At 62.8% G+C, this 15,430-nt stretch carries 15 protein-coding genes; 10 read left to right on the top strand and 5 right to left on the bottom strand.

Annotation, left to right across the window (positions count from 1 at the left end; all coding sequences use genetic code 11):
- Positions 1 to 81: 81 nt before the first annotated feature.
- The 7 genes from AERO9A_RS15360 to AERO9A_RS15330 all read left to right on the top strand — a co-directional run bounded on the left by AERO9A_RS15360 (position 82) and on the right by AERO9A_RS15330 (position 8,718).
- Positions 82 to 1,041 carry a MoxR family ATPase gene (locus tag AERO9A_RS15360; protein WP_159972812.1) on the top strand — a complete coding sequence of 320 codons (960 nt, stop codon included), beginning with the start codon at positions 82 to 84 and terminating at the stop codon, positions 1,039 to 1,041.
- Positions 1,042 to 2,001, top strand: coding sequence for a DUF58 domain-containing protein (locus AERO9A_RS15355; RefSeq protein ID WP_159972811.1), 960 nt, complete (start codon positions 1,042 to 1,044; stop codon positions 1,999 to 2,001).
- Positions 1,998 to 2,492: a DUF4381 domain-containing protein gene (locus AERO9A_RS15350; RefSeq protein ID WP_159972810.1), complete on the top strand. Its 495-nt coding sequence runs from the start codon at positions 1,998 to 2,000 to the stop codon at positions 2,490 to 2,492. Before AERO9A_RS15355 ends, AERO9A_RS15350 begins: the two co-directional genes overlap by 4 nt.
- Entirely contained in the window at positions 2,485 to 3,492 is a 1,008-nt protein-coding gene (locus AERO9A_RS15345; RefSeq protein ID WP_159972809.1) for a VWA domain-containing protein, read from the top strand. Before AERO9A_RS15350 ends, AERO9A_RS15345 begins: the two co-directional genes overlap by 8 nt.
- On the top strand, positions 3,489 to 5,249 hold the full coding sequence (locus AERO9A_RS15340; RefSeq protein ID WP_159972808.1) for a VWA domain-containing protein: 1,761 nt from the start codon (positions 3,489 to 3,491) through the stop codon (positions 5,247 to 5,249). Before AERO9A_RS15345 ends, AERO9A_RS15340 begins: the two co-directional genes overlap by 4 nt.
- A complete protein-coding gene (locus AERO9A_RS15335; RefSeq protein ID WP_159972807.1) occupies positions 5,246 to 6,937 on the top strand; it encodes a BatD family protein in 1,692 nt (563 codons plus the stop codon). The genes AERO9A_RS15340 and AERO9A_RS15335 overlap by 4 nt, the downstream gene beginning before the upstream one ends.
- A 314-nt stretch (positions 6,938 to 7,251) precedes the next feature.
- On the top strand, positions 7,252 to 8,718 hold the full coding sequence (locus AERO9A_RS15330; RefSeq protein WP_159972806.1) for an NCS1 family nucleobase:cation symporter-1: 1,467 nt from the start codon (positions 7,252 to 7,254) through the stop codon (positions 8,716 to 8,718).
- 32 nt (positions 8,719 to 8,750) lie between these two features.
- Here AERO9A_RS15330 and moaA read toward each other — a convergent pair whose 3' ends face one another.
- Positions 8,751 to 9,746, bottom strand: a complete 996-nt coding sequence (gene moaA / locus AERO9A_RS15325) for a GTP 3',8-cyclase MoaA (protein WP_159972805.1) — start codon at positions 9,744 to 9,746, stop codon at positions 8,751 to 8,753.
- Between the two features lie 214 nt (positions 9,747 to 9,960).
- Between moaA and AERO9A_RS15320 the strand changes: the two genes are divergently transcribed.
- Positions 9,961 to 10,605 carry a TetR/AcrR family transcriptional regulator gene (locus tag AERO9A_RS15320; RefSeq protein ID WP_159972804.1) on the top strand — a complete coding sequence of 215 codons (645 nt, stop codon included), beginning with the start codon at positions 9,961 to 9,963 and terminating at the stop codon, positions 10,603 to 10,605.
- Here AERO9A_RS15320 and AERO9A_RS15315 read toward each other — a convergent pair.
- On the bottom strand, positions 10,602 to 11,036 hold the full coding sequence (locus tag AERO9A_RS15315; RefSeq protein ID WP_159972803.1) for a 3-isopropylmalate dehydratase: 435 nt from the start codon (positions 11,034 to 11,036) through the stop codon (positions 10,602 to 10,604). The two genes, AERO9A_RS15320 and AERO9A_RS15315, sit on opposite strands and share 4 nt — an antisense overlap.
- A gap of 190 nt (positions 11,037 to 11,226) precedes the next feature.
- Between AERO9A_RS15315 and AERO9A_RS15310 the strand changes: the two genes are divergently transcribed.
- On the top strand, positions 11,227 to 11,493 hold the full coding sequence (locus AERO9A_RS15310) for a DUF2790 domain-containing protein (protein ID WP_159972802.1): 267 nt from the start codon (positions 11,227 to 11,229) through the stop codon (positions 11,491 to 11,493).
- A gap of 39 nt (positions 11,494 to 11,532) precedes the next feature.
- Here the strand turns inward: AERO9A_RS15310 and AERO9A_RS15305 are convergent, their stop codons facing one another.
- Positions 11,533 to 11,970, bottom strand: coding sequence for an HIT family protein (locus tag AERO9A_RS15305; protein WP_159972801.1), 438 nt, complete (start codon positions 11,968 to 11,970; stop codon positions 11,533 to 11,535).
- Positions 11,971 to 12,075: 105 nt separating this feature from the next.
- On the opposite strand from AERO9A_RS15305, the gene AERO9A_RS15300 reads away from it, so the two are divergent.
- Positions 12,076 to 12,777: a glutathione S-transferase N-terminal domain-containing protein gene (locus tag AERO9A_RS15300; RefSeq protein ID WP_159972800.1), complete on the top strand. Its 702-nt coding sequence runs from the start codon at positions 12,076 to 12,078 to the stop codon at positions 12,775 to 12,777.
- A 43-nt stretch (positions 12,778 to 12,820) separates the two neighbouring features.
- Here AERO9A_RS15300 and AERO9A_RS15295 read toward each other — a convergent pair whose 3' ends face one another.
- Both AERO9A_RS15295 and AERO9A_RS15290 read right to left on the bottom strand, forming a co-directional pair.
- Positions 12,821 to 14,131 carry an NTP/NDP exchange transporter gene (locus AERO9A_RS15295; protein WP_159972799.1) on the bottom strand — a complete coding sequence of 437 codons (1,311 nt, stop codon included), beginning with the start codon at positions 14,129 to 14,131 and terminating at the stop codon, positions 12,821 to 12,823.
- Positions 14,132 to 14,176: 45 nt separating this feature from the next.
- On the bottom strand, positions 14,177 to 15,229 hold the full coding sequence (locus AERO9A_RS15290; RefSeq protein ID WP_159972798.1) for an SDR family oxidoreductase: 1,053 nt from the start codon (positions 15,227 to 15,229) through the stop codon (positions 14,177 to 14,179).
- Between the last annotated feature and the right edge of the window lie 201 nt (positions 15,230 to 15,430).

Below are 15,430 nucleotides of genomic sequence, written 5' to 3'. Positions count from 1 at the left end.
GCTGACGCGGCAAATGGATTAAAGTCGTCGGCCTGCCTGCAAGATGGCAACCGCCCTTGCCCATCCCACAAGAGTCCGACGATGGAACACCGTGAAGCGCTGGTCGCGTTACGCCAATTTCTCTCCACTCAGATTCTCGGTCAGGATCGCCTGATCGACCGCTTGCTGGTGGCGCTGCTCGCCGACGGCCACTTGCTGGTCGAGGGTGCGCCCGGCCTGGCCAAAACCAAAGCAATCAAGGAGCTGGCCGAAGGCATCGAAGGTGAATTCCACCGTATCCAGTTCACCCCGGATCTGCTTCCGGCGGACATCACCGGCACCGAGATCTATCGGCCGGAAACCGGCAGTTTCGTGTTCCAGCAGGGACCGATCTTCCACAACCTGGTGCTGGCTGACGAAATCAACCGCGCTCCGGCCAAGGTGCAATCAGCGCTGCTCGAAGCCATGGCCGAGCGCCAGGTCTCGGTAGGTCGCTCGACTTATGATTTGTCGCCGCTGTTCCTAGTCATGGCCACGCAGAACCCCATCGAGCAGGAGGGCACCTACCCGCTGCCCGAAGCGCAGCTCGACCGCTTTCTGATGCACGTGAAGATCGGTTTCCCCGATGCCGCCGTGGAACGCAAGATCCTCGCTCAGGCCCGTGGCGATGCGCTCAACGGTGAGGCCAAACCCGAGCACCGGGTCAGCCAGCAGGCGATCTTCGCCGCACGCAAGGAAACCCTCGGCCTGTACATGGCCGATGCCGTGGAGGAATACCTGGTGCAACTGGTGATGGCCAGCCGCACCCCAGCCAAGTTCGATGCCGAGCTGGCCGAATGGATCGCCTACGGCGCGAGCCCACGTGGCTCCATTTCGCTGGATCGCTGCGCGCGCGCGCACGCCTGGCTGGCCGGGCGCGACTTCGTCAGCCCCGAGGACATCCAGGCGGTGCTGTTCGACGTGCTGCGCCACCGCATCATCCTCTCGTTCGAGGCCGAAGCCTCGGGTATCGACCAGGATCGCGTGATCCAGCGCATCCTCGACGTGGTGGCGGTGGCCTAGATGCAGCCGCACGCGGCAAGCCACAAGCTGCAAGCTGGCATCCATATCGCCCTCGCCGAGTTGATCGACATGCGCCACAAGGTGCATGAGGTGCCACTGTTCTCCACACCGGCGCGGCGCAGCCCGCTGATCGGCCTGCACCACTCGCGCCTGCGCGGGCGTGGCGTGGACTTCGACCAGGTGCGTGTCTACCAGCCCGGCGACGACGTACGCACCATCGACTGGCGCGTCACCGCGCGCACCCAGGAGCCACACACCAAGCTGTTCCACGAGGAGCGCGAGCGCCCCATCTTCATCATCGCTGAACAGAGCCAGCGCCTGTTCTTCGGCTCCGGCCAGTGCTTCAAGTCGGTACTGGCGGCCCGCGCCGCCGCGCTGATCGGCTGGGCTGCGCTGGGCCACAACGACCGCATCGGCGGCCTGGTGTTCGCCGACAACGAGCACCACGAGGTCAAGCCTCGCCGCAGCAAGCAGAGCTTGCTGCAACTGCTCAACCTGCTGGCCCGCGCCAACCACGCGCTGAGCCCGGATGGCAGCGCTGCAACGGCTCGCGACACCTTTGGCCTGGCCCTGCGCCGCGCCCGCGAAGTGCTGCGCCCCGGCAGCCTGGTGATCGTGCTGTGCGACGAACGCGCGCTGAACGACAACGCCGAACAGCAACTGAGCCTGCTCGCCCGCCACACCGACCTGCTGTTGCTGCCACTGTCCGACCCGCTCGACCACGCCCTGCCCGCCGCTGGCCTGCTGCGTTTCACCCAGGGCGGCGCGCAACTGGAAGTCGACAGCCACAACGACAGCCTGCGCCAGCATTACCGAAGCCAAGCCCAGGCGCGCGAAGCACGCTGGCAACGCCTGGCGCAGAAGCTTGGCGTGCCCTTGCTGCCGCTGAGCACCCAGTTCGAACTGATCGAACAGTTGCAGGAGCAACTGAGCGCCCAGCACCCGAGAAAGGCGCCATGAACCCACTCGACCAGTTGCAGCCGTTGATCGATCCTGCGCCGGTGCCCTGGTGGCCGCCTGCGCCAGGCTGGTGGCTGCTCGCGGCCCTGCTGCCGCTACTGGCCTGGGGCGCCTGGCGCCTGCTGCGACGCCTGCGCGCACGGCCAGTGCGCGTGGCCGCGCAACAGCCGCTGGACAGCCTGCGCCAGGCCGCCCTGCAGGAGCTGCAGCAACTGCGTAAACCCTATGACGGCGCGCCTGCCGGGCTCTGGCTGCAGCAGCTCAACGGCCTGCTCAAGCGCCTGTGCCGCGAACGCTACCCTGATGCCGCCAGCCATGTGCTGAGCAGCCGCGCCTGGTTGGCCTTCCTCGACAACCGCTGCCCGGCTGCTGGGCTGACACGCTGGATGATCCTCGTCGAAGGCGCCTACAAGCCGCAATGCACCCTGAACGACAAGGCCGTCGACGAGCTCGACCAGGCCATCGCCACCTGGATTCGCAAGCATGTTTGAGTTCGCCTGGCCGTGGATCTTCCTGCTCGCGCCGCTGCCCTGGCTGCTGCGCTACCTGTTGCCGGCCGCCGACAGCGGTGATGCGGCCCTGCGTGTCGGCTTTCTCGACGAGTTGCAAGCCTTGAGCGGCCGCCGCGCCCGCGCCGCCCTGCCAGGCTGGCGCCAGCAGGCACCACTGGTGGCGATCTGGCTGCTGTTGCTGTGCGCCGCCGCACGCCCGCAGTGGGTCGGCGAGCCACTGCCATTGCCGGCCAGCGGCCGCGATCTGCTGCTGGCGGTGGATGTATCGGGTTCCATGGACTATGCCGACATGCAATGGGACGACGAGCCCATCAGCCGTCTGGAGTTGGTCAAGCGCTTGCTCGGTGGCTTCATCGAAGGCCGTCGTGGCGACCGCGTCGGCCTGATCCTGTTCGGCAGCCAAGCCTACCTGCAAGCACCGCTGACCTTCGACCGCCACACTGTACGCACCTGGCTGGACGAAGCGCTGATCGGCATTGCCGGCAAGAACACCGCCATTGGTGATGCCATCGGCCTAGCCGTCAAACGTCTGCGTCAGCGCCCCGCCGACAGTCGCGTGCTGGTATTGGTAACGGATGGCGCCAGCAATGGCGGCGCATTGGAGCCGATGACCGCTGCACGCCTGGCCGCCGAGGCAGGCGTACGCATCTATACCATCGGCATCGGCGCCGACCCGCAGCAAAACGGCGTGCTCGGCACCTTCGGCTTCAGCAGCGGGCTGGATCTCGACGAACCGACCTTGCGCGGCATCGCCGACAGCACAGGCGGCGAGTATTTCCGCGCACGTAGCCAGAGCGAGCTGGAGCAAATCGAAGCGTCCCTCGACCGCCTTGAGCCCGTCGCTCAGCAACCCATCCTCGCCCGCCCAGCCCTGGCCCTGTACACCTGGCCGCTGACGCTGGCGCTGCTCGGCAGCCTGCTACTGGCCAGCCGCACGCTCTGGCCCGACTGGCAACAACATTTACGGTGGCGCCGATGAGCCTGCTCTGGCCCGAATGGTTGCGCCCCCTATGGCTGCTCGCCCTGCCCCTGCTTGCCTGGCTGCTCTGGCGCCTATGGCACCGCGAACGCCAAAGCGGACGTTGGCAGCAATTGCTACCGGCGGCCTTCCATGCTGTGCTGCTGCAAGGCGGCAACGGGCGCGGTAGCCGTCTGCCCTGGATACTCCTTGGCCTAGCCTGGTTGCTCGCCGTGCTGGCCCTGGTCGGCCCGAGCTGGCAACAGGCGCAGCAAAGCAATCAAAAACCGGCTGACCCGCTGGTCGTAGTGCTCGAACTGACCCCGCGCATGCTCGCCAGCGACACCCCGCCAACGCGCCTGGAACACGCACGGCGCAAGCTGCTGGATTTGCTCGAAGCACGCCGCGATGCGCAGACAGCGATCGTCGTCTATGCCGGCAGCGCACACAGCCTGGTGCCACTTTCCGACGATCTAGCGACCAGCAATAACCTGCTCGAAGCACTCAAACCTTCCTTGATGCCCGAAGCCGGACAACGTGCTGATCTGGCCGTAGAGCGCGCCCTGCAACTGCTGGAACAAGCGCAACTGGGTAAAGGCCGCCTGCTGCTGATTACCAGCAGCCTGAGTGAACAGGAGCGTGAAGGCATAACCGACGCTCTCAGCCAACGCCCTACTCCGCTGCTGATTCTCGGCGTCGGCACCCGCGAAGGTGGGCCGGTGGTACAAGAAGGCGGCAGTTTTCTCAAGGATGAACGCGGCGCCATTATCATTCCGCGCCTCGACGCCCGAGGCCTGCGCCAATTCGCAGCGAACAACGCAGGCCGCTACACGCAAATCCGCCTGGATGACGACGACCTACGCCGCCTTGGCCTACTCGACAGCCCGCAGACGATGCACGACGCCAGTGAATCCACGCAGCTCGACGCCCGCATCGATCAGGGTTACTGGCTGCTCCTGCCGCTATTACTGCTCGCAGCCTGCGCCAGCAGACGCGGCTGGCTACTGGTGCTGCCGTTGCTCTTCCTACTGCCGCCACAGACGAGCTACGCCTTCGACTTCGATGACCTCTGGCTGCGCCCGGATCAGCAAGGGGCGCGCTTGCTTGAGGCACAACGAGCGCAAGAAGCGGCGCAACACTTCGAGAATCCGCAATGGCAAGGCAAGGCCCTGTTCGAGGCTGGTGATTACGCCGCTGCAGCCGAGCGCTTCGCCAAAGGCGATACCGCCCAAGACCACTACAACCGCGGCAACGCCCTGGCCAAGTCTGGAGAGCTGGAAGCCGCGCTGGACGCCTATGATCAGGCCCTGGAACGCCAGCCCGATCTGGCCGTGGCCCAACACAACAAAACACTGGTCGAACAAGCCCTGCGCCAACGCCAGGCATCGCCCTCGGAGTCCAAGGGCAGTGAAGCGCAGCAACAACCAGCAGCGCCCCAAGAACAGCCGAACCAAAGCGCAGCCAGCCAGGATACGAACAGCCCAGACGCACCGCCCAAGCCGTCCGACACCCCGGCCAAGAACGACAACACTGCAGACAGCAACAGCGCCACACAGAGCACCGAGGACACACCAGGCCAACAGGCTCAGCTCAGCCCGGACACATCAACCGCCGAGCAAGGCCCCGCGCAACAACTGAGCGAGGAGGAACTGGGCACGGCACAGGAGCGCCGCCAAGCGATGGAGCAATGGCTACGGCAGATCCCGGACGATCCGGGCGAGCTGCTACGGCGTAAATTCTGGTACGAACAGCAACAGCGTCAGGAGCGACCCCGATGAAGGGCCCGGCTAAAAATCTCAGCGCAGCAATCTTCAGAGGCGCCCTGCAACCGCTTCTCACCTTGCTATTGCTCATGCTGCTAGCCACAGCAGCTCGCGCCGATGCCTTCTTCGCCAGCGTTGACCGGACTCACCTAAGCGAAGGTGAAACGGTCGTGCTGACCCTGGAGTCCACCGACCCGACCCGTTTCGGGCGCCCCGATTTCACCCCACTGGAAGCTGACTTCGAGATCCTCGGTAGCCGCCAGGTCAATCGCCTGACCACCCTCGGCGATACACCGCGCGCCGCCACCCGCTGGATTCTGACCCTACAACCCAAGCGCAGCGGCCAGGTACAGATCCCTCCGATACGCCTGGAAGACGCCGAAACCCTGCCCATTACCCTGCAGATCGAAGCCGCGAACAAAGCAGGCCAAGGCGAGAAGCTGGCACCGGTATTCATCGACGCCAGCCTCGATCAGGAAAGCGTCTACGTGCAGGCGCAAGCCGTGCTCACCCTGCGCATCTACCACTCCGTCTCGCTATATGACGACAGCAGCCTGACCCCGCTGCAGATCAGCGATGCCCGTGTCGAGCGCCTGGGCGAGCCACGTACCTACGAGAAAGATATCGGCGGCGTACGCCATGGGGTGATCGAGGTGCGCTATGCGATCTACCCGCAGCGCAGCGGCAAGCTAACCATTCCCGGCCAGGTATTCAGCGCCACGCTGGCCCAGCGCGGCAACGACAATGACTTCAATCCATTCGGCCCGCGCCCCGGACGCATCTCACGCGTCAAATCGCCGGATATCCCCTTGCAGGTTCGCCCCAAACCTGCTGACTACCCGGCTGACGCACCCTGGCTGCCCGCGCGGGCGCTGGGTCTGGCCGAAAGCTGGAACCCACAACCAGATCAGGCCGAAGTCGGCAATTCGCTGACCCGCCGCCTGATCCTCAAGGTCGACGGCCTGTCCAGCGCACAGCTCCCACCACTGCCAGCTACCCAGGTCGATGGTCTGCGACGCTACCCGGATCAACCACAGCTCAATGACCAGCCCAGCGACAACGGCATGCTCGGCAGCCGTGAGGATCGCGAAGCGCTGGTACCAAGCCGCAGCGGTACCGTCGAACTGCCGGCCCTGCAGGTGGTGTGGTGGAACACCCAGACCGACAGCCTGGAGCGCACCACCCTCGCCGCCCGGACGCTGCAGGTCAAGGACAACCCAGCCCTACAGCCAGACGAGCCGGTCAGCGCCATCCCGGTCGAGCACGATCAAGCTGAAAGTCCGCTACTGTGGCCATGGCAACTGACCTCAGCCCTGCTTGCTCTGACTACCCTTCTCGGCTTCGGCCTGTGGTGGCATGCACGGCGGCAACCGGCCATTCAACGCGCCGCACAGAGCGGCCCTAGCCCACGCACCCTGCTCGACGATCTCAAACGCGCCTGCCTGGCCGGTGATGCCCAGGCCACCCGCCATGCCCTCGATGCCTGGGCTCGCCAGCAGCCGGAAACCCTGGCCGACATGGCGGCTCGCTACGTGCCGCTGTCCGATGCCCTCGATGGCCTCAACGGCGCGCTATACAGCGAAACCAGCCAGCAGTGGCAAGGAGAGGAACTGTGGAAGGCGATCCGCAGCCTGCCCACCGCGCAGGAGCCCAGCAGCACACCTCAGGAAAGCACGCCGCTGCCACCGCTCTACCCCCGCTGACCCCCCGCCTGCCCGTACCTCATGGTGCGGGCATCCAGCCTGCACTAGCCGGATGCAGTAACACCTGCTGTGCTCCGTAAAAGCGCAAAAATGCTCTCCGTAACACCCATCCCGCCTGCCAAATGATGTGCAGCGCAGTCTGCCAGCCGCACGTGTGAGCAGAGAAACTGCATCAAATACAGAAGTTTATTGCTCTTCATACGCCATAAAAATTGTATACAAACAAAAATTCAATGACTCACAACAAATGGAACAAAACCTGCAACCAAAGCTCCTCACGCCGTTGCGGCACAAGAGCCATCAGGGAGCTGTCTATGTCCACCGCCGAAGAGTTTCGCATCACGCACATCGACCCTACGCTGCATAACGAAGATCTCGCTCCCCTGGCGCCGGAAAAACGCACCTGGGGCTGGTTCGAGATCTTCAACGTCTGGTCCAACGACATCCAGAGCCTGTTCGGCTACACCCTCGCTGCAACCTTGTTCATCTCTTACGGCCTCAATGGCTGGGCGGTGCTGGCGGGCATCATCCTGGCCGGCTTCATCGTCATGGGTCTGGTGCAACTGACCGGTAAACCGAGCGTCAAGTACGGCATTCCCTTCCCCGTCTTCGCTCGCGCCAGCATGGGCGTACGCGGCGCCAACTTCCCAGCCCTGGTACGCGGCATCGTCGCTATTTTCTGGTACGGCGTGCAGACCTACTTCGCCTCAACCGCCGTCGCCCTCTTGCTTAATTCGCTGCTGCAACCCGAAGCACCGCAGCTATACCTGGGCCTGACCGCCATCGGCTGGCTGTCGTATGCACTGGTCTGCCTGTTTCAAGTCGGGCTGTTCATCTGCGGCATGAGCTGGATCACCCGCTTCCTCAACTGGGCCGGGCCACTGGTGTACGTGGTGATGATCGCGCTCATGGGCATCATCTGGTATCAGGCCGGGCCGAGCCTGCTCAGTGAGCTGGGCAATATCTTCAGCGGTACGGGTGAGTACAAGGCCGGCCCAGTGGCCGCGTTCTTCGCCGTGGTCGGCACCATGGTGGCCTACTTCGCAGCAGTGGTGATCAACTACGGCGACTTTGCCCGCTTCGTCAAAAGCGAAAAGCAAATGACCATCGGCAACTTTCTCGGCCTGCCGGTAAGCCTGGCGTTCTTCTCGCTGATCGCCCTGGTCATCACTGCCGGCACCGTGGTGGTATTCGGCGAGACGCTGACCAATCCCACCGATATCGTGGCGCGCGTGGATAACCTGAGCCTGACCATCATCGCCGCACTGACCTTCTTCGCCGCCACCGTGGGCATCAATCTGGTGGCCAACTTCATTCCGCCAGCCTATGACCTGGCCAATCTGGCACCGGCGCATATCAGCGCTCGCACCGGCGGCTTCATCACGGCTGCCATCGCCTTTTTCATCGGCGCGCTGTGGGTAGCCTTCATCAGCAACGTCGGCATCGCCGCCTTCGTCGACACCCTGGGCGCCGTGCTTGCGCCGCTGTACGGCATCATCGTCGCCGACTACTACCTGGTACGTCGCCGCCAGCTCGATCTGCAGCAACTGTTCAGTGCCGAAGTCGGCAGCGCCTACTACTTCGATGGCGGCTGGAACCGCAAGGCACTGCTGGCCTTCGTCATCGCCTCGGTGTTTTCCGTTGCCACCGTCTGGGTACCGGCACTCGGCCAACTGTCTGGCTATGCCTGGCTACTCGGCGCACTGCTCGGCGCGCTGCTGCACTATGGTCTGATGCGTGGCCAGGCACGAGCGCTGAAAGGCGCTGATGCCACGGTGTAAAACCAAGCACCGACGCGCAAGCGGCGGCTGCCTCAGCCGCCGGTCACACTCATGAAGCGCACCACCTGCACCTGTTCGTCGGTAGAGAAGTGGTGCTGCTGCGGCTTGAGACGCAGTGCATCAATCAACGCCTGACGCAGGCGCTCGGTATCGCCCGGATGAGCGCGCAGCAGACGTTTGAGATCCAGCGCGTCGTCATGCCCCAGGCACAGCACTAGTTTACCCTCGGCGGTGACCCGCACCCGGTTGCAGTCGCCACAGAAGTTATGGCTGTGCGGTGAGATGAACCCGATACGCGTATCGCTGCCAGCCACCTGCCAATAACGCGACGGGCCGCCTGTGGTGGCGCTGCTACGCACCAGTGCATGACGCTGCTCGATACGCTGACGCACTTCGTCGCTGCTGCAGAAGGTTTGCTCGCGGCTATGACTGACCACGCCACCCAGGGGCATCTCTTCGATAAAGCTGACATCCAAGCCGCGCGCCATGGCGAACTCGACCATATCCAGCACTTCATCATCGTTGCGCCCGCTCTGCACCACGCAGTTGAGCTTGATCCGGGCAAAGCCCGCCGTACGCGCCGCCTCGATACCGGCCAGCACCTGATCCAGGCGATCGCGACGGGTGAACGCGGCGAAGCGCTCACGCTGCAAAGAGTCCAGGCTGATGTTCAGCCGCTTGACCCCCGCAGCACGCAACTGCGGCGCCAGCTCGGCCAACTGCGAACCATTGGTGGTAATGGCCAGATCCTCCAGCTCTTCACGCTGCCCCAGACGCTGCAGCAGGCTGAGCAGGTTCTTGCGCACCAAAGGCTCACCACCAGTGACACGAATACGCTTCACACCCAGGCCGATAAAGGCATCGGCCACGGTATAGAGCTCTTCCAAGCTGAGGATCTGCGCACGCGGGGCGAACACCATGTCCTCGCTCATGCAGTAGGTGCAGCGAAAATCACAACGATCGGTAACCGATAAACGCAAGTACGTGATGTGGCGGCCGAACGGATCGACAAGCTGGGGGGTGGTCATGAAAAATCTCCGTTCGGTTCGAAGGCCTAGCGCGCACGCACGGCAAAATGTGCGATGGAAACAGAAATGCGATTTCCTGTACATCGGCATCTGACCCAAAGGTCAAAGAAGCCGCCAAAGCCCCATGGCCGCTCGCTTGAGCGGCGCGCGAGGCCGGTGCTACCATGCCGACCCTTCGCTGACCGGCGGATGGCAGATCGACACGCAAGGGCTTATGACCAGTATTCGCGAGCGTAACAAAGAGCTGATTCTACGCGCAGCCAGCGAAGAATTCGCCGACAAAGGCTTCGCCGCCAGCAAGACCAGCGATATTGCCGCCAAGGCAGGCCTGCCCAAGCCCAACGTCTATTACTACTTTAAGTCCAAGGAAAACCTCTACCGCGAGGTGCTGGAAAGCATCGTCGAGCCCTTGCTCGCCGCCTCCGCGCCATTCAACTCGCCCGGCCATCCGGCTGAGGTGCTTACCGCCTATATCCGCACCAAGATCCGCATTTCCCGTGAATTGCCACATGCCTCCAAGGTCTTCGCCAGCGAAATCATGCACGGCGCACCGCACCTCTCGGCACAACAAACCGAGCAATTGAACGCGCAGGCCAGCCACAACATTGCGTGCATCCAGCGCTGGATCGACCAGGGCCTGATGGCCAAGGTTGATCCACACCATCTGCTGTTCAGCATCTGGGCGGCGACGCAGACCTACGCCGACTTCGACTGGCAGATTTCCGCAGTCACCGGCAAGGCCACACTGGATGACGCCGACTACGAAACCGCCGCACAGACCATCATCCGTCTGGTGCTCAAAGGCTGCGAAGTGGCGCCCATCAGCGCCCCACACAGCGAGCGGGTCAGCGGCGACTAGCGCTTGCTCGGGTCATCGAGCAGGATGTCGAAACCGCCCTTGTTCTGGCTGACGATTCGCAATTGCTGGGTTTGCCCAGCCTCAATCGGTACGGCCACCTCACGCAGCAGACGCCCCATGCCACACAGGGTGTCATCCATGCGATCAGGGGTAATACCGACCACGCGCGTACCCGGCGGCACCTCAAAGCGCGCCTCTTCGCCAACCCCGATACGCGCGGCGACCTTGCGGTCGACCTCGATGGCGACATAGCAGCCGCCACCCATCAGACCAAAATCACGCGTAACCACGATATGCGCGCCACTTGCCTCAGCCTGCTGGAAAGCCAGCAGGCGATCTTCCGGCACGGGGCGAACATGCTCAGGGTCGGCGCGAAACGAAGAACAACCCGCCAACAGCAGCAGCGGTACAGCGAAAAGAAAGGAACGCATGTAGCCCTCCAAGGGCATCTCAAGTGCGCCCTGAGTATTGGCGTACGCAATGCACAGAGCAAGTGCCATCGATGTCACTGATGCCAACTAGCAGGCGCTTCGATTTCTGCCCTGTGCAACGCGGTGGTTTCATCTGTCCCGTACCCGCCGCACACCCAAGACCGCGGCGTAATCGATTGGAGTCTCACTCATGAAAATCGCAACCGTCGTTTCCGCTGTCATTTCCAGCTTGGCTCCCATGGCGTTTGCCGAAGACGTCGGCAAGGCTGGCCACGGTATCCCCGTGGAGAACTATCACTACGGCATGCAACTGGATGTCGCCAGCGTACTGGAACGTACCGACAACTCCGGCAAGAGCGGTGTAGTGCCGACCATCATGGTGTACCGCGACAGCCAAGGCGAACTGCACAAAGTGCGTTATCTCGAATGGGGCGGCAAGAGCAGCCAGAATGGTTGAGCCGAATGAAACGGGCGCCTTAAAAGGCGCCCGTTCCATTTAACCCTGGAGTCGCTTGCTCAGGCGCGCCTGAAGTTTTTCCAACTCTACCGGGTCGGCCTTGTTCGCCGCATGAATGCCGAGCCCCTCGCCGTCGAAGCGCGGGATCACATGCATGTGCAGGTGAAAGACGGTCTGCCCAGCCGGCGCACCGTTGAACTGCGCCACCTGAACACCGGCCGGCTGCAGCTCGTCGACCAGCGCGCGCGCCACCTTCTGCACCGCTGCTGTGACCTTGGCCAGATTGTCCGAGTCGATTTCGAGAATGTTGCGTGCCGCAGCGCGCTTGGGAATCACCAGGCTATGGCCATAGGATTGCGGAAACAGGTCGAGGAACGCCAAAACGTCTTCGTCCTCATAGATCTTGAAGCAGGGCGCTTCGCCACGGATGATCTTGGCGAAGATGTTGTCGGTATCGTACTGGCCGATCAGGCTCATGAAGGCGCTCCCTGTGCGTGGTTCTGAGGGGCGCAACATACCCCGATGGGAACCGACAACGCCACTGCCCCCATAGTTAAGCGAAACTGCACTCAAGGACATCCCATGACCGATCTCTCCAGCTACCCCATCACCCACAAATGGCCAGCAACCGATCCCGAACGCCTGCAGCTCTACTCGCTGCCGACACCCAATGGGGTCAAGGTTTCGATCATGCTTGAGGAAACCGGCCTGGCCTACGAGCCGCATCTGGTCAGTTTCGAGCGCAACGAGCAGTTCAGCCCGGAATTTCTCTCGCTGACGCCGAACAACAAAATTCCCGCCATCCTCGATCCGAACGGCCCCGGCGGTCAGCCGCTGGCGCTGTTCGAGTCAGGTGCCATCCTCGTCTACCTGGCGGAGAAAACCGGCCAGTTGCTCGCCGAAGAACCAGCGGCACGCTACGAAACCCTGCAGTGGCTGATGTGGCAGATGGGCGGAGTCGGGCCGATGTTCGGCCAGTTGGGCTTCTTCCATAAATTCGCCGGTGCCGAATACGAGGACAAGCGCCCGCGTGATCGCTATGTCGCCGAATCGGCGCGCCTGCTCGGCGTACTCGATCAGCGCCTGCAGGGCCGCGACTGGATCATGGGTGACTACAGCATCGCCGATATCGCCGTGCTGCCCTGGGTACGTTGCCTGGTGGATTTCTACAAAGCCGACGAGTTGGTGCAGTTCGAACGCTTCGGCAATGTACGCCGCGTGCTCGATGCTTTCCTCGCCCGCCCGGCGGTACAGCGCGGGCTGAACATCCCCGCCCGCACCTGAACGCCCGCGCAGGAGCCGAACACTTCGCTCCTGCGCCTTTTGACTAGGTTTGTGCGACACCCTGCCGGGCGCTGGCCTTGTCATCGGCCTGAGCGCCCAGATACCAGCCAAGCAACCCCCACAGCGCCGCGCACGCGGCGCCAACCAGCGCCACCAACCAGGCGCCTTGGGCCACCATGTCCAGCAGACTCTTGAGCCAGCCGCTCATGGCATCGCCAGCGCGATAGACCACGGTATCGATGAAGTTCTTCGCCTTGTATTTACTCTCGGCATCCAGCGGGGCGAATAGCATCTCGCGTCCAGGACGGACGAAGGCATATTCCCCCACCCGACGCACGATCATCAGCGCAGCCAGCATGGCGAAGGTCGGCATCAGCGCCAAACCGACAAAGCCCACGCACACCAACAGCGGCACACAGGCCAGTAGCACCCGGATCCCCATGCGCCGGGCAATACGCCCGGTGATGAATAACTGTGACAACAACGCACCGGCCTGCACCACGAAATCGATCACGCCAAATACACGCACCTGATCATCGCGCTGCGGGAACAACTCGGCGACCAGACGCGCCTGCTCGAAGTAGAGAAAGGTGCTGGCCGTGGCCAACAAAATCACGAAACCAGCGATGCCCAACAGGTACGGCGAGGCCAGTACACGGGTCATACCACTGAAGGGATTGCCCGGCACCGGTTGCCGTGGGCTTTCTGTACGCGCAGCACCTGCACGCCCAGCACCGCCCTGCTCGCGCCAGCGCATCAACACCTGCTTGAGCAGCAATGCCGCAGCCAGCAAAAGTGCTGCCAGCAACATCAAACCCGAGGGGCCAACTACGCCTACCAGCAGCGCACTGAGCGCAGGCCCGGCCAGACCACCGACACTGGCGCCCGCAGCGATGAAGGCGAACAGACGCTTGGACTGCTCACTGTCGAAGACATCGGCCATCAAACTCCAGGCCACCGAAACCACGAACAGGTTGTAGACCGAAATCCACACATAGAAGCCGCGCGCGAGCCATACGCTCTCATCACGAGCGAGAAACAAGACAGCGAAGAGCAGCAGATTCAGGGCGAAAAAACCGTACACCCAGTCAATGAAATGCAGACGCGGCACCCGCGAGTTGAGCCAGGCGAACAGCGGAACCGCCAGCAGCATCACCACGAAGGTCGCGGTGAACAACCACTGCAGGTGTTCCACCCCGGCCATAATGCCCATCGACTCACGAATCGGTCGCAGCATGAAATAGCCTGAGAACAGGCTGAAGAACAAGCCAAAGCCGGCAATAGCCGGCCATAGCTCGTGGCCTTGCGCGTTGATGGCTATGGCCACACGCTGCGACAGGGTCAACGATGACATCAGAACTACCTCAAAGGGGTGCGCCTTGACGGCGCACCGTCACACTCAGCCGTAACGAACGCCGGTCAGGCGCTCTGCCTCTGCCCACAAGCGGGCAGCGTCATCAGCATTGGCCGTCGCTGGCACCTTGGCCAGCCCCAGAGGGCCACGTTTTTCATCGGCACCGGTCGGGCCATAGTAGCGACCACCCTCAACACCTGGCATCGACGCCGTGTACAGCGACGACAATGCCCCCTGCGCAGCGGAATGATAGACCTCAAGATCCTTCGCCCACTGACGGCCGAACTCACTCTCCAACCCTGGGCCACGCTCGACCAGTTCAGTCACCGCCACCCCCGGATGCGCAGCGACACTGAGCACGCCCCAATTATTGGCGGTGCTACGCCGCTGCAGTTCCATGGCCATCATCAGGCAAGCCAACTTCGATTGGGCATAGACAGCAAGCGGGTTGTAGTTGCGTTCAGCCTGCAAGTCAGAGAAGTCCATACGCCCACGGTGCACGGCAATACTGGCCAGGCTCACCACACGCGCATCGGAAGACTTGCGCAGTGTCGGCAGAAGCTGCCCAGTCAGCGCAAAATGACCGAGATAGTTGGTTGCCAACTGCATCTCGAAGCCATCACGCGACACCTCACGCTGCGGCACCGCCATGATCGCGGCGTTATTGACCAACACATCAATAGGCTCGCCTTCGTCGTTCAGGCGCTGCGCCAATGCCCGCACCGACGCCAAGTCGGCCAGATCCAACGGCTCGAAACGCAGGTTGGCACCCGGCACCTGCGCGCGGATCTGCTCGATGCTCTGCGCACCACGCTGCGGGTTACGTGCCGCGATAATCACCTGCGCACTGGCGCGGCTCAGCCCCAGTGCGGTTTCAAAGCCAATACCACTGCTGCCACCAGTGACCAGCATCCGCTTACCCTTGAGCGACGGCATATCCGCAGCTTGCCAGTTTGCAATATCACCTTCACTTGCCCAGGCCAGCGACGGTATTGCGCCCATCACACCGTGCAGAGCCAGCCCGCCACCTACTACCCCAAACAGCTTCAAAGTCTCGCGACGCGTATGCCCTTGTCTGCTCTCATGGTGTTTACTCATCGGGGATTTCCTCATATCCGTTAGCTCGTTGCGCCGAGCCAAACGCCGACGCCGGGATATAAGGTGCGGACAGAAACTTTTTTGGATAAGCCACCCCCAACCGAACAGTGCATACGTTCAGGCGGACAGTTACCGGGTATTACACAACGCCCCAACCAGCGCTCACATTACACAGCCCTGGAGTTCACTGGCGGATGCGCT

Origin of the sequence: Pseudomonas sp. 8Z (assembly GCF_902506535.1) — a bacterium.
Lineage (GTDB): Bacteria > Pseudomonadota > Gammaproteobacteria > Pseudomonadales > Pseudomonadaceae > Aquipseudomonas.
Note: the sequence above shows the minus strand (reverse complement) of the source record. Positions and strands in the feature narration are given on the sequence as shown.

What these genes read in the sequence shown, in the direction of transcription:
- AERO9A_RS15360 (WP_159972812.1), top strand. Translation starts at nt 82, where the DNA reads ATGGAACACCGTGAAGCGCTGGTCGCGTTACGCCAATTTCTCTCCACT.
- AERO9A_RS15355 (WP_159972811.1), top strand. Translation starts at nt 1,042, where the DNA reads ATGCAGCCGCACGCGGCAAGCCACAAGCTGCAAGCTGGCATCCATATC.
- AERO9A_RS15350 (WP_159972810.1), top strand. Translation starts at nt 1,998, where the DNA reads ATGAACCCACTCGACCAGTTGCAGCCGTTGATCGATCCTGCGCCGGTG.
- AERO9A_RS15345 (WP_159972809.1), top strand. Translation starts at nt 2,485, where the DNA reads ATGTTTGAGTTCGCCTGGCCGTGGATCTTCCTGCTCGCGCCGCTGCCC.
- AERO9A_RS15340 (WP_159972808.1), top strand. Translation starts at nt 3,489, where the DNA reads ATGAGCCTGCTCTGGCCCGAATGGTTGCGCCCCCTATGGCTGCTCGCC.
- AERO9A_RS15335 (WP_159972807.1), top strand. Translation starts at nt 5,246, where the DNA reads ATGAAGGGCCCGGCTAAAAATCTCAGCGCAGCAATCTTCAGAGGCGCC.
- AERO9A_RS15330 (WP_159972806.1), top strand. Translation starts at nt 7,252, where the DNA reads ATGTCCACCGCCGAAGAGTTTCGCATCACGCACATCGACCCTACGCTG.
- moaA (WP_159972805.1), bottom strand. Translation starts at nt 9,746, where the DNA reads ATGACCACCCCCCAGCTTGTCGATCCGTTCGGCCGCCACATCACGTAC.
- AERO9A_RS15320 (WP_159972804.1), top strand. Translation starts at nt 9,961, where the DNA reads ATGACCAGTATTCGCGAGCGTAACAAAGAGCTGATTCTACGCGCAGCC.
- AERO9A_RS15315 (WP_159972803.1), bottom strand. Translation starts at nt 11,036, where the DNA reads ATGCGTTCCTTTCTTTTCGCTGTACCGCTGCTGCTGTTGGCGGGTTGT.
- AERO9A_RS15310 (WP_159972802.1), top strand. Translation starts at nt 11,227, where the DNA reads ATGAAAATCGCAACCGTCGTTTCCGCTGTCATTTCCAGCTTGGCTCCC.
- AERO9A_RS15305 (WP_159972801.1), bottom strand. Translation starts at nt 11,970, where the DNA reads ATGAGCCTGATCGGCCAGTACGATACCGACAACATCTTCGCCAAGATC.
- AERO9A_RS15300 (WP_159972800.1), top strand. Translation starts at nt 12,076, where the DNA reads ATGACCGATCTCTCCAGCTACCCCATCACCCACAAATGGCCAGCAACC.
- AERO9A_RS15295 (WP_159972799.1), bottom strand. Translation starts at nt 14,131, where the DNA reads ATGTCATCGTTGACCCTGTCGCAGCGTGTGGCCATAGCCATCAACGCG.
- AERO9A_RS15290 (WP_159972798.1), bottom strand. Translation starts at nt 15,229, where the DNA reads ATGAGTAAACACCATGAGAGCAGACAAGGGCATACGCGTCGCGAGACT.